Raw genomic sequence first — 11,882 nt, 5'->3', positions numbered from 1 at the left:
GCCGGTTCAGCGGTTTACCTCTCCAGATACCGCACCGCCAACTGCTCCGCCGCCGCCCGCGCCTGTGCCTGCAGATGCGGCGCCACCAGCATCATCACCTGGTACACCACAATCCCCACATCCGCCTCGCGCCCCAGCACCCGCTGGTAATCCAGCGAGAACAGCAGTGTCATCGTGATCTGCTCCACCAGTTGTCCCAACGCCTGGGTCTCGCTTTCTACCAACCCTTGGCCCTTGAGGCTGGCCAGCAACGCCGCCAGCGTACGCTTGAGTGCATTGATCAGGCTGCGCATGCCGCGCGCCAGCTTGGGCAGGCGGCCGGTGAGGTTGGACAGGTCCTGGAACAGAAAGCGGTACTGGGCCATGTGCTCGGCGATCAAGTGCAGGAACAACCAGTAGTCTTCGGCGTCCAGGCGCACGTCCAGGGGCGGGTCGAGCAGGGGCATCAGCGCTTCTTCGAAGCGCTCGAACAGGCCCAGCACCAAGGGTTCCTTGCCGTGGAAGTGGTAGTACAGGTTACCCGGGCTGATGCCGAGCTCGTTGGCAATCTCCAGGGTCGATACATTCGGTTCGCCCTGTTGGTTGAACAGTTGCAGGGCGCATTCGAGGATTCGGTCGCGGGTCTTCATCCAGTCGTCAGGCTCATCGGGTCAGGACATAGGTGCCTGGCGCCGGGCCGAGCGGTGGATAGGTGCTGTTGCCCAGTTCGGTACGGGGCGCCTTGAGCGGGCCGGAACGTGGCGTGATCCACTCCAGCCACAAGGGCCACCAGCTGCCGTCGCTGCGTTTGGCTTCGTAGAACCAGGCGCGTGGGTCGCCCGAAAGCTTGGGGTTTTCCAGGTAGTAAGCCTTGGGGTTGCCAGGTGGGTTGATGATGCTTTGGATGTGCCCGCTGTTGGCCAGCACGAAACGACGCTCGCCACCGAGCAGCAAGGCCGAGCGATACACGGCGTCCCACGGGGTGATGTGATCGTTGCTGCCGGCCACGGTAAAGCTGTCCAGGTTGACCTGCTTGAGGTCGATGGGCGTGCCGCACACTTCAAGGCCTGCCGGGTGGGTGAGCGGGTTGTGCTTGAAAAAGTCCAGCAAGTCGCCGTGCAGTGCTGCCGGCAGGCGCGTGTTGTCGGCGTTCCAGTACAGGATGTCGAACGCGGGTGGCGCTTTGCCCAACAGGTAGTTGTTGACCCAGTAGTTCCAGATCAGGTCGTTGGGGCGCATCCAGGCGAAAATCCTCGCCACCTCACCACCGTCCAATACGCCCCGTTGATACGAGCGGCGCTTGGCGGCCTCGACGGTCTGCTCGTCGGCGAACAGGCTGGCCGGGCTGTCGAACTTGCTGTCGAGCAGGCTGACCAGGTAGGTAGCGCTGCGGATCTTGCGCAATTGATGCTTGGCTTGCAGGTGGCCCTGCAATGCGGCCATGGTCAGCCCGCCGGCGCAGGCGCCCATCAGGTTGGGGTCGCGGTTGCCGCTGATGCTGCGGCAGGCGTTGAGCGCTTCTTCCAAGGCCTGCACATACGAGGACAGCCCCCATTCGCGGTGGCGCGGGTCGGGGTTGCGCCAGCTGATCATGAACACCTGCAGGCCGTTCTTGAGCATGTACTGGACGAAGCTGTTGTGCGCTTGCATGTCGAAAATATAGAACTTGTTGATTTGCGGTGGCACCACCAGCAAGGGCCTGGCGTGCTGTTTTTCGCTCATCGGCTTGTACTGGATCAGCTCCAGCAGCTCGTTGCGAAACACCACCGCGCCGGGCGTCGCCGCCAGGCTGCCACCCACCTCGAAGGCGCGTTCGTCCACCTGGCGCGGCAGGCCGTCGTTGTGGCGCAGGTCGTCGAGCAAGTGGGCCACGCCACGCACCAGGCTTTGCCCGCCCGTGTTCAGCAGCTCTTTGACCGCCAGCGGGTTGAGCAGCGAGTTGCTCGGTGCCAGGGCGTCATTGATCATGCCGAACAGAAAGTGCGCACGGGCCCGGTCATCGTCGTCGAGGTGGCTTTCGTCGATCCACTGGCGCGTCTGCTTCTGCCAGGCCAGATAGGCTTGCAGCCCCCGGCGATAAAACGGGTTCTGGCTCCAGGTCGGGTCGCTGAAGCGGCTGTCGCGAGGGTTGGGCTGGTAGGGCGAGTCGCCCAGCATCACGCGGCCCAGCTGGCTGCCGAGCGCCAACAAGTGCCGCGCCGTGTGCAGCGGGTTGGTCAGGCCGTGGCGGCCGACCTTGCGCAGGGTCGACACCAAGTCGCGCCCGCGCAGGCCGAGTATGGCGTTCTGCACGTTCATGCTGGTGGCGGGGAGCGTTTTCGTTCCTTTGGCCGGTTTGTCTGTCATGGCAACACTCCCTCGTCTTACCCGATCATTGGGCAGCGACAATCAACCGCCAGAGGCGGGGCGCGGGTGCATGACCGCGCGCTGACGTTCTTCCTGGAGAAACTTCATGATGATCGGTGCGACGGCCTCGGCCCGGGTAATCAGGAACAGGTGGCCATCGTCGATTATGTGTAGCTGGGCATTGGGAATCCGCCAAGCCAGCAGGCGCATGTTCACCAACGGGATCAGCGGGTCGTCGTCACCCGCCAGTACCAGGGTCGGCTGGTGGATCTTGTGCAACCAGTGAATGCTGGTCCAGCCCAGCCCGGCGAACAGTTGCCAGTAGTAGCCCAGCTTGCCGCCGGAGCGCACCTTGGACGCATGGTGCATGGCCAGGTCCGGGTCGCGGCGGAAGGCGCCGCCGTAGATCATTGGCGCAATGCGGATCACATGGGACGGCTGCACATAGCGCCTGGGGCTGGCCATCATCCACAGCACCTTGGGCTTGCCGGGCACCATGACCGCGCCTGCGGCGGTGGCGGCCAATACCAGTTTCTTGCAGCGTTCCGGGTAGTCATGGGCAAACTGCTGGGCCAGCGCGCCGCCCCAGGAAACGCCGATGGCGCTGACCTGGCCGTAGTTCAGGTAATCGAGCATGCGTGCCGTGAGCTTGGCCAGGCCAGGAAAGCGATAGGGGTGACGCGGGGTGGATGAACCACCCACACCGGGCACATCGAAGGCGATCACCTCCAGGTCCGGGTCAAGCGCCTCGATGAACGGGAACACCAGCTCCAGGTTGGCGCCGATGCCGTTGAAGATCAGCAACGGTGTCAGGTGCGGCTTGCCCGGGCGGACGGCGGTGCGAATGGACTGGTCGTCCAGTTCGACGGTCCTGAAGATGTAGGGTTCCGGCATGCGTTCGACTCTGTCGTGAAAAGAGTGCCGTGGCCCGCTCATGGCGACCACGGCAAGGCAACTCAACGCTCGTGAACGTAGGTGCCTGGGGCGGCTTCGCCAGCGGCATAAGCGCGGTTGCCCAGGCGGGTCGGTGCTTTTTTCAGCTCCCCGGCACGTTCGCTCAGCCAGCTCTGCCAGTGCAGCCACCAGGAGTCGGCGTGCTTGGTGGCGTTTTCCTGCCAGGCCACCGGGTCGCCCGGGCGATCAGCGCCGGTCATGAAGCGCGACTTGGGGTTGCCTGGCGGGTTGAGAATGCTCTGGATGTGGCCGCTGTTGGACAGCACGAACTCGATCTTGCCGCCGAACAAGTGCGCCGAGCGGTAGCACGATTGCCACGGGGTGATGTGGTCGGCGGTACCGGCAACGCTGAAAATGTCGCAGTGCACATTTTTCAGGTCGATCGGCGTGCCGCACACTTCCAGTGCGTCCGGGCGGATCAGCGGGTTGCTCTTGAACATTTCGATCAGGTCGCCGTGGAAGGCGGCCGGCAGGCGCGTGGTGTCGTTGTTCCAGAACAGGATGTCGAACACCGGCGGCTCGTTGCCGAGCAGGTAGTTGTTGACCCAGTAGTTCCAGATCAGGTCGTTGGGGCGCATCCAGGCGAACACCTTGGCCATTTCGCTGCCTTCCAGCACGCCCGCCTGGTAGGAGTGGCGCTTGGCGGCTTCCAGGGTCTGTTCGTCGACGAACAATGCGACCTGGTTGTCCATGGTGGTGTCCAGCACGCTGACCAGCAGGGTCAGGGCATTGACCTTGTTTTCGCCGATGGCGGCATAGTGGCCCACCAGCGCGGTGCAGGTGATGCCGCCAGAGCAGGCACCGAGCATGTTCAGGTCCTTGCTGCCGGTAATCGCCAGCACGGCGTCGACCGCTTCCTTGAGTGCATCGATGTAAGTGGACAGGCCCCATTCGCGCTGGGCCTTGGTCGGGTTGCGCCAGCTGATGATGAAGGTCTGCTGCTGCGAACGCAGGCAGTAGCGCGCCAGGCTCTTTTCCGGGCTCAGGTCGAACACATAGAACTTGTTGATCTGCGGCGGTACCACCAGCAAGGGGCGGGCATGCACCTGTTCAGTGATGGGGCTGTACTGGATCAGCTCCAGCACATCGTTGCGGAACACCACGGCACCTTCGCTGGTGCCCAGGTTCTTGCCCACTTCGAAGGCATCCATGTTTACCTGGCTGGGCATGCCGCCGTTGTTGACCATGTCCTTGGCCAGGTTGGACAGGCCATCGAGCAGGCTCTTGCCGCCGGTTTCGAAGAAGCGTTTGACCGCTGCCGGGTTGGACAGGGTGTTGGTCGGCGCCATGGCTTCGGTCATCAGGTTGATGACGAACTGGCCGCGGCTGATGTCTTGCGGTGACAGGTCGCTGCTGCCGATCCAGTCCTGCAGCTCCTTGCGCCAGGCCAGGTAGGTTTGCAGGTAGCGGCGGTACAGCGGGTTGTTGCTCCAGGCCGGGTCGTTGAAGCGACGGTCGTCGCTTTCCGGGGCCAGGCTGGATTTGCCCAGCAGCACGTTCTTCAGCTCCAGGCCAAAGTGGGCCACATGCTTGGCGCTGTGCAGCGGTTGGCGCACGGCCTGGCGCAGCACGGTACGTGCCGAGCTCAACAGGTCCTTGCGGCGAATGCCGATGACCGGGTTCAGCCCCAGGGTGTTGTCCGAGGCCTGCCGCTGCAGCTCATCGTTGTTCTTGTTACTCATCTACGACGCTCCGTTGTCCTGAGACGAGTACCGGTTGCTGTGACGGGTGCACAGCCCTGAGCCCGGTACTGCTACTCGGGTGACCAGTGATAAGGAACAGCGGTGCTGCGGGGGTTCTGACTGCCTGCAAAAGGATGCAGGGAACTTGCCACACCCATTGGTTACCCGACTTTCATGTAATGCGCAAGACAGCCCTTCACTGGGCTGTCTGTAAGTCATTCAAACAGATGAATTTAGAAAATGCGCTCTAAACCCTGCAGGCCTTGCGCTAGAGCATGAGCTTAACCACCGACTCGGCCGGGTCGCGGGATTTTCCGGCCTTGTGCAGCTCGTCGAGGTATTCGGCCCATAGCTGCTCCTGGCGCAGGCACAGCTGCTCAAGGTATTCCCAGGTGAACAGGCCGCTATCATGGCCGTCGTCGAAGGTCAGTTTCAGTGCATATTGGCCGGCAGGTTCCAGGCCGAGGAGGCCGACGTTGATCTTGCCAAATTGCAGGATGGGGTTGCCGTGGCCCTGGACCTCGGCGGAGGGGGAGTGCACGCGCAGGAGTTCGGCGGGCAGGTGGTAGACCTCGCCGGGGGCGTAGGTGAGGGTGAGGGTTTTAGAGGCTTTGTGCAGGTTGATGGCGGTGGGCAGGCGGGCCATGGTGGCATCTCTCCAGAGCTGATGAAGCAAGCTTCCAGCTTATGGTGGAGGGATTCAAGGGCCTATTCGCGGGCAAGCCCGCTCCCACAGGATCACCACATGCTTCAGGCCTGTGGTGATCCTGTGGGAGCGGGCTTGCCCGCGAAGAAGAAGACGCCGTATTTACAGGATGTAGCGCGACAGGTCTTCGTTCTGCGCCAGCTCACCCAGGTGGCTGTTCACATACGCCGCGTCGATCTGGATCGGCGTTTCGTCATGGGCACTGGCCAGGTCGCCAGCGCTGAACGACACTTCTTCAAGCAAACGCTCAAGCAGGGTGTGCAGGCGACGGGCACCGATGTTCTCGGTCTTCTCGTTCACCTGGTAGGCAATCTCGGCCAGGCGCTTGATGCCGTCAGCCTGGAACGCGATGTTCAGGCCTTCGGTTTTCAGCAGTGCCTGGTACTGCTCCGTCAGCGAAGCATGCGGCTCTTGCAGGATGCGCTCGAAGTCTTCCGGGGTCAGTGCCTTCAGTTCAACACGGATCGGCAGACGGCCTTGCAGCTCGGGCACCAGATCGCTTGGCTTGCTCAGGTGGAATGCACCCGAGGCAATGAACAGGATATGGTCGGTCTTGACCATGCCCAGCTTGGTGTTGACGGTGCAGCCTTCGATCAGCGGCAGCAGGTCGCGCTGTACGCCTTCACGCGATACGTCGGCACCGCCAACATTACCACGCTTGGCAACCTTGTCGATTTCGTCGATGAACACGATGCCGTGCTGCTCGACCGCTTCCAGTGCCTTGGCCTTGAGCTCTTCCTCGTTGACCAGGCGGCTCGCTTCTTCATCGCGAACCATCTTCAGCGCTTCTTTCACCTTCAGCTTGCGCGCCTTGCGCTTGCCTTTGCCCATGTTGGCAAACAGGCTCTGCAGCTGGTTGGTCATTTCTTCCATGCCGGGTGGCGCGGCAATTTCGACGCCCACGGCATCGGCCACCTCGATCTCGATTTCCTTGTCGTCCAGCTGGCCTTCACGCAGGCGCTTGCGGAACAGCTGGCGGGTGTTGGAATCGGTGCTGGTCTGCGCGGCTTCTTCAGCGAAGCTGCTGACCCGTGCCTGCGGCAGCAGGGCATCGAGGATACGGTCTTCGGCGGCATCTTCGGCGCGGTGGCGCACGCGGATGATCTCTTGCTCGCGCAGCATCTTCAGCGCGGCGTCGGCCAGGTCACGGATGATCGACTCGACGTCGCGGCCCACATAGCCCACTTCGGTGAACTTGGTGGCTTCGACCTTGAGGAACGGTGCGTTGGCCAGCTTGGCCAGGCGACGGGCGATTTCGGTCTTGCCGACGCCGGTAGGGCCGATCATCAGGATGTTCTTCGGGGTCACTTCGGCACGCAGCTCGGCAGGCAGCTGCATGCGCCGCCAGCGGTTGCGCAGGGCAATGGCCACGGCGCGCTTGGCGTCGTCCTGGCCGATGATGTGGCGGTTGAGTTCGTGGACGATCTCGCGGGGGGTCATGGACATGGTCAATACGGTCCTTGGGCGGATGAATCAGCGTGGAAAAATCCCGCTCGCAGCGGGACGCCAGAACAACTGATTAATCGGCCAGGTCCTGCTCCTCGATGGTCAGGTTGTGGTTGGTGAACACGCAGATGTCACCGGCGATGTTCAGGGCGGTTTCGGCGATTTCACGCGCCGAGAGGTCGGTCTTGTTCAGCAGGGCGCGGGCTGCGGCCTGGGCGTAGGCGCCACCGGAACCCATGGCGATCAGGCCGTCTTCAGGTTCGACCACGTCGCCGTTGCCGGTAATGATCAGCGAGGCGTCCTTGTTGGCCACAGCCAGCATGGCTTCCAGGCGGCTCAGGGAGCGGTCGGTACGCCATTCCTTGGCCAGCTCGACGGCGGCGCGGACCAGGTGGCCCTGGTGTTTTTCCAGTTGGCCTTCAAAACGTTCGAACAGGGTGAAGGCATCGGCGGTCGCACCGGCGAAGCCCGCAATGACCTGGCCGTGGTACAGGCGGCGCACCTTTTTGGCGTTGCCTTTCATCACGGTGTTGCCGAGGGATACCTGGCCGTCGCCACCCATGACGACTTTGCCGTTACGGCGGACAGAAACGATGGTGGTCAAGGGGAGAGTCTCCACGCAGCGGGGCGAAAGTGCCTGATGCAGACTCATATGGGGGTGGGGGGAAGGATTTCAACCGTGTGGGATGAATGGTCGCGCTTGGCAGGTACAGCTACGTTGGATCATTCGCGGGTAAACCCGCTCCCACAGGGACAGCGCTGCTCTCAAGGGCAGCGCAACACCTGTGGGAGCGGGTTTACCCGCGAATGGCCTTACTCAGGCCTCGTGGCAAACATGCCCATCGACCAAGGTATAACGCACCGCACCCGGCAGGCAGTGGCCGATGAACGGGCAGTTCTCGCCACGCGAGAACCATTGCTCGCCAGCAACGGTGGACGCTTGCGGGTCGAACAGCACCAGGTCGGCCGCGCCACCCACTTTCAGCTCGCCAGCCGGCAGGCGCAGGGCGGCAGCCGGGCCGCTGCTCAGGCGGGCCAGCAAGGTCGGCAGGTCGAGCAGGCCGTCCTGCACCAGGGTCATGGCCAGTGGCAGCAGCAATTCGACGCTGCTGATGCCCGGCTCGGTGGCGCCGAACGGGGCCAGCTTGGCATCGCGTTCGTGTGGCTGGTGGTGGCTGGAAATCGCCTGGATCACGCCCGATTTGACGGCGGCGCGCAGGCCATCGCGGTCTTTGGCAGTGCGCAGCGGAGGCTGCACATGGTACAGGCTGGAAAACTCGCGCAGCGACTCATCGGTGAGGATCAGCTGGTACAGCGCCACATCGGCGGTTACCGGCAGGCCGAGTTCCTGGGCCTGGGCAATCAACTGGGCGCCACGGGCGCTGGTGATCTGGGTGAAGTGCGCACGCACGCCACTCTGTTCCACCAGTAGCAGGTTGCGCGCCAGGGCCACGGTTTCGGCACTTTCCGGAATGCCAGGCAGGCCTAGGAAGCTGGCCATGGCACCTTCATGGGCCAGGCCACCCTGGGCCAGGTCACGGTCCTGAGAGTGGAACACCACGGTCAGATCGAAGGTGGCGGCGTACTCCAGGGCGCGGGCCAGGGTCCGGTTGTTGGGGATTTCCTTCAGGCCGTTGCCGAAGGCCACGCATCCGGTGTCACGCAGGGCCACCAGCTCGGCCAGTTGTTCGCCTTCCAGGCCCTTGGTCAGGGCGCCGATCGGGTAGACCTTGCTGTTGGCGGCCTCGCGGGCGCGGTCCAGGATCAGCTCGGCTACCGCCGAGGTATCCAGCACCGGCTTGGTCTGCGGCGGGCAGCACAGGCTGGTAACACCGCCCGCCACGGCAGCGCGGGTTTCACTGGCGATGTTGCCTTTGCGGCTGTAGCCCGGCTCGCGCAGGGATACACCAAGGTCGACCAGGCCGGGCGCGGCGACCAGGCCATCGGCCTGGATCGTGCGGCTGGCGCTGAAACCGGTCGGGGCGGCGCCGATGGCGGCAATGCGGCCACCGTCCAGGTGCAGGTCGGTGACCTGGTCCAGGCCGGTGTTGGGATCGATGACCCGGGCGCCAAGAATACTGATGGTCACTGGGCGTTCTCCTGGTCGAATTGACGTTGCGCGTTCTGCCCGCTCATGGCCATGGACAGCACGGCCATGCGCACGGCGATGCCGTAGGTGACCTGGTTGAGGATCACCGAGTGCTTGCCATCGGCCACCGCCGACTCGATTTCCACGCCACGGTTGATCGGGCCTGGGTGCATGACGATAGCGTCAGGCTTGGCCCCGGCCAGGCGCGCGGTGGTCAGGCCGAACAGGCGGTAGAACTCGCCCTCGCTGGGCAGCAGGCCGCCGGCCATCCGCTCGCGTTGCAGGCGCAGCATGATCACCACGTCGACGTCCTTCAGGCCTTCGGCCAGGTCGGTGTAGACCTTAACGCCGTACTGTTCGATGCCGATCGGGATCAGGGTTTTCGGGCCGATCACGCGGATGTCCGGGCAGCCCAGCGCCTTGAGCGCCAGCATGTCGGAGCGGGCCACGCGCGAGTGCAGGATGTCGCCGACGATGGCCACCGAGAGGTTCTCGAAGCTGCCCTTGTGGCGGCGGATGGTGAGCATGTCGAGCATGCCTTGGGTCGGGTGCGCGTGGCGGCCGTCACCGCCGTTGATCACCGCGACATCCGGGCACACATGCTCGGCGATGAAGTGCGCGGCACCGGAGTCGGAATGGCGTACCACGAACATGTCGGCAGCCATGGCTTCGAGGTTGCGCAGGGTGTCGAACAGGGTCTCGCCCTTGCTGGTCGAGGAGGTCGACACGTTCAGGCTGATCACGTCGGCCGACAGGCGCTGGGCCGCCAGTTCGAAGGTGGTGCGGGTACGGGTGGAGTTCTCGAAGAACACGTTGCACACGGTCTTGCCGCGCAGCAACGGGACTTTTTTCACGGCCCGGGCACCGACTTCCAGGAAGGAGTCGGCGGTGTCGAGGATCTCGGTGAGCAGTTCGCGGGGCAAACCGTCGAGCGAGAGGAAGTGGCGCAGCTGGCCCTGATCATTGAGCTGCAGCGGGCGCTTGGCGTCGATTGGCGTCATCGCGGGGGACTCTTAAAGGGCGGAGGCGGAGGCGAGGTCCTGGCGCTCGAGGGCGAGCGGTGCGGGTCCGGTCAATTTTACCCGTTCATGGGCGGCCAGCGACAGGGTGGCACCCAGCACATTCGGTCGAATGGGCAGTTCGCCGGCATCCAGGTCCAGCAGGCAGACCAAGGTGACGCTGGCGGGGCGGCCATAATCGAACAGTTCGTTGAGCGCGGCGCGGACGGTGCGGCCGCTCATCAGCACGTCATCTACCAGCACCAGATGCTGGCCCTCGACCTCGAACGGCAGCTCGGAAGGGCGCACTTGCGGGTGCAGGCCGTTCTGGCTGAAGTCGTCGCGGTAGAACGAAACGTCCAGGGTGCCCATGGGGCTGGTATCGCCCATGGCTTCCTGCAGGGCCTGGGCGACCCAGACACCGCCGGTGCGGATGCCGATGTAACGCGGCTCGCTGATGGTGCGGCGGGCCAGGTGGGCGCGAAGGTCGACAGCCATCTGCCGGATCAGCTCGGCGGGATTGGGTAGGCTCATTGCGGGCTCCTCGGAAGGGTGCGCCGGGTGGGCCCGGCGGCAAAGATGATCAGGTATTGGCCTCCAGCCAGCCTTGCAGCAACAAGGCGGCGGCGATGGCATCGACCGGGTTGTCGCGGTAGCTGCCGCGCTGGCCGCCACGGGCCATGCGCTCGCCTTTGGCCTCGAAGGTGGTCAGGCGCTCGTCGTGGGTGTGCACGGGCAGGTTGAAGCGGCCATTCAGGCGGCGTGCGAACTTTTCGGCACGGGCGCTCATTTCGCTGGGGGTGCCGTCCATGTTCAGCGGCAGGCCGACGACGATGGCATCGGGTTTCCACTCAGTGATGAGTTTTTCCACCTGAGCCCAGTCTGGCACACCATTCTGCGCCTTCAGGGTGCACAGTTCGCGGGCCTGGCCGGTGACCACCTGGCCGACGGCCACGCCGATCTGTTTGCTGCCGTAGTCGAAGCCCAGTAGCAGGCGTAGTTCAGCCATCAGGCGTGGCCCGCCTGGCTGGTCAGCAGGTTCAGGTTGATGCCCAGGCTGGCGGCGGCAGCGTCCAGGCGCAGGTCGCTGGCCAGACCAAAGATGATCTCCGGGTCGAATGGGCAGTTGAGCCAGGCGTTATCGGCCAGCTCGGCCTCCAGTTGGCCTGCTTCCCAGCCGGCATAGCCCAGGGTGATCAGGCTCTGTTTCGGGCCTACCCCGGCAGCGATGGCCAGCAAGATGTCCTGCGACGTGGTCAGCGCCAGCCCTTCCAGCGCCACGGTGGCCTGGAAGCTGCATTCGCTGCTGTGCAACACGAAACCGCGGTCGGTCTGTACCGGGCCACCCTGGTAGATCGGCACCTGCAAGGTACTGGCCGGCGGTGTTTCGTCCGGGCGCAGCTGCTCGAGGATGTCGGCCAGGCTCAGCTCCTGCGGCCGGTTGACCACCAGGCCCATGGCGCCATGCTCGTTGTGCTCAACGATGTACGTGAGGGTCTGGGCGAAGTTCGGATCGGCCATGTGCGGCATGGCGATCAGGAACTGGTGCTTGAGGTAGCTCGGGGCGAGGGTTTTCATGGGGGATAGTGTGGCGCCAGGTGGCGAGGCTGACAAGGTGCGGATTTGTGTCGTTTGTGCTGGCCTCTTCGCGGGCAAGCCCGCTCCCACAGGTACCCCTCAGG

General features: G+C 64.0%; 12 protein-coding genes. All 12 read right to left on the bottom strand.

Going from position 1 to position 11,882, the window contains the following annotated elements; translation table 11 throughout:
• Positions 1 to 14 precede the first annotated feature (14 nt).
• Positions 15 to 629, bottom strand: coding sequence for a TetR/AcrR family transcriptional regulator (locus tag QQL85_RS06075; protein ID WP_284353187.1), 615 nt, complete (start codon positions 627 to 629; stop codon positions 15 to 17).
• Between the two features lie 13 nt (positions 630 to 642).
• Positions 643 to 2,325: a class II poly(R)-hydroxyalkanoic acid synthase gene (gene phaC / locus QQL85_RS06070; protein WP_284353188.1), complete on the bottom strand. Its 1,683-nt coding sequence runs from the start codon at positions 2,323 to 2,325 to the stop codon at positions 643 to 645.
• 42 nt (positions 2,326 to 2,367) lie between these two features.
• Positions 2,368 to 3,219, bottom strand: a complete 852-nt coding sequence (phaZ, locus tag QQL85_RS06065; protein WP_284353189.1) for a poly(3-hydroxyalkanoate) depolymerase — start codon at positions 3,217 to 3,219, stop codon at positions 2,368 to 2,370.
• Between the two features lie 62 nt (positions 3,220 to 3,281).
• Positions 3,282 to 4,961 carry a class II poly(R)-hydroxyalkanoic acid synthase gene (phaC, locus tag QQL85_RS06060; RefSeq protein ID WP_284353190.1) on the bottom strand — a complete coding sequence of 560 codons (1,680 nt, stop codon included), beginning with the start codon at positions 4,959 to 4,961 and terminating at the stop codon, positions 3,282 to 3,284.
• A 268-nt stretch (positions 4,962 to 5,229) separates the two neighbouring features.
• A complete protein-coding gene (locus QQL85_RS06055) occupies positions 5,230 to 5,607 on the bottom strand; it encodes a DUF971 domain-containing protein (protein WP_284353191.1) in 378 nt (125 codons plus the stop codon).
• A gap of 162 nt (positions 5,608 to 5,769) precedes the next feature.
• Positions 5,770 to 7,113: an ATP-dependent protease ATPase subunit HslU gene (gene hslU / locus QQL85_RS06050; protein ID WP_016712420.1), complete on the bottom strand. Its 1,344-nt coding sequence runs from the start codon at positions 7,111 to 7,113 to the stop codon at positions 5,770 to 5,772.
• 73 nt (positions 7,114 to 7,186) lie between these two features.
• Entirely contained in the window at positions 7,187 to 7,717 is a 531-nt protein-coding gene (hslV, locus tag QQL85_RS06045) for an ATP-dependent protease subunit HslV (protein ID WP_003249309.1), read from the bottom strand.
• 213 nt (positions 7,718 to 7,930) lie between these two features.
• Positions 7,931 to 9,202: a dihydroorotase gene (locus tag QQL85_RS06040; protein ID WP_284353192.1), complete on the bottom strand. Its 1,272-nt coding sequence runs from the start codon at positions 9,200 to 9,202 to the stop codon at positions 7,931 to 7,933.
• The gene (locus QQL85_RS06035) at positions 9,199 to 10,203 is read right to left on the bottom strand and encodes an aspartate carbamoyltransferase catalytic subunit (protein WP_008099987.1); all 1,005 of its coding nucleotides are present in this window, start codon (positions 10,201 to 10,203) and stop codon (positions 9,199 to 9,201) included. Before QQL85_RS06035 ends, QQL85_RS06040 begins: the two co-directional genes overlap by 4 nt.
• Before the next feature lie 12 nt (positions 10,204 to 10,215).
• Positions 10,216 to 10,734, bottom strand: a complete 519-nt coding sequence (pyrR, locus tag QQL85_RS06030; protein WP_284353193.1) for a bifunctional pyr operon transcriptional regulator/uracil phosphoribosyltransferase PyrR — start codon at positions 10,732 to 10,734, stop codon at positions 10,216 to 10,218.
• A gap of 49 nt (positions 10,735 to 10,783) precedes the next feature.
• Positions 10,784 to 11,209: a Holliday junction resolvase RuvX gene (gene ruvX, locus QQL85_RS06025; RefSeq protein WP_105946381.1), complete on the bottom strand. Its 426-nt coding sequence runs from the start codon at positions 11,207 to 11,209 to the stop codon at positions 10,784 to 10,786.
• Positions 11,209 to 11,778 carry a YqgE/AlgH family protein gene (locus QQL85_RS06020; RefSeq protein WP_016712417.1) on the bottom strand — a complete coding sequence of 190 codons (570 nt, stop codon included), beginning with the start codon at positions 11,776 to 11,778 and terminating at the stop codon, positions 11,209 to 11,211. The genes ruvX and QQL85_RS06020 overlap by 1 nt, the downstream gene beginning before the upstream one ends.
• Positions 11,779 to 11,882: the final 104 nt, after the last annotated feature.

Source organism: Pseudomonas putida, assembly GCF_030159595.1.
Lineage (GTDB): Bacteria > Pseudomonadota > Gammaproteobacteria > Pseudomonadales > Pseudomonadaceae > Aquipseudomonas > Aquipseudomonas putida_AC.
This window is presented reverse-complemented; position numbering and strand designations above follow the sequence as displayed.

Excerpts from the sequence above, each read along its gene's own strand:
- QQL85_RS06035 (WP_008099987.1), bottom strand. The coding sequence starts at position 10,203 with ATGACGCCAATCGACGCCAAGCGCCCGCTGCAGCTCAATGATCAGGGC.
- ruvX (WP_105946381.1), bottom strand. The coding sequence starts at position 11,209 with ATGGCTGAACTACGCCTGCTACTGGGCTTCGACTACGGCAGCAAACAG.
- phaC (WP_284353188.1), bottom strand. The coding sequence starts at position 2,325 with ATGACAGACAAACCGGCCAAAGGAACGAAAACGCTCCCCGCCACCAGC.
- phaC (WP_284353190.1), bottom strand. The coding sequence starts at position 4,961 with ATGAGTAACAAGAACAACGATGAGCTGCAGCGGCAGGCCTCGGACAAC.
- QQL85_RS06020 (WP_016712417.1), bottom strand. The coding sequence starts at position 11,778 with ATGAAAACCCTCGCCCCGAGCTACCTCAAGCACCAGTTCCTGATCGCC.
- QQL85_RS06075 (WP_284353187.1), bottom strand. The coding sequence starts at position 629 with ATGAAGACCCGCGACCGAATCCTCGAATGCGCCCTGCAACTGTTCAAC.
- hslU (WP_016712420.1), bottom strand. The coding sequence starts at position 7,113 with ATGTCCATGACCCCCCGCGAGATCGTCCACGAACTCAACCGCCACATC.
- QQL85_RS06055 (WP_284353191.1), bottom strand. The coding sequence starts at position 5,607 with ATGGCCCGCCTGCCCACCGCCATCAACCTGCACAAAGCCTCTAAAACC.
- phaZ (WP_284353189.1), bottom strand. The coding sequence starts at position 3,219 with ATGCCGGAACCCTACATCTTCAGGACCGTCGAACTGGACGACCAGTCC.
- pyrR (WP_284353193.1), bottom strand. The coding sequence starts at position 10,734 with ATGAGCCTACCCAATCCCGCCGAGCTGATCCGGCAGATGGCTGTCGAC.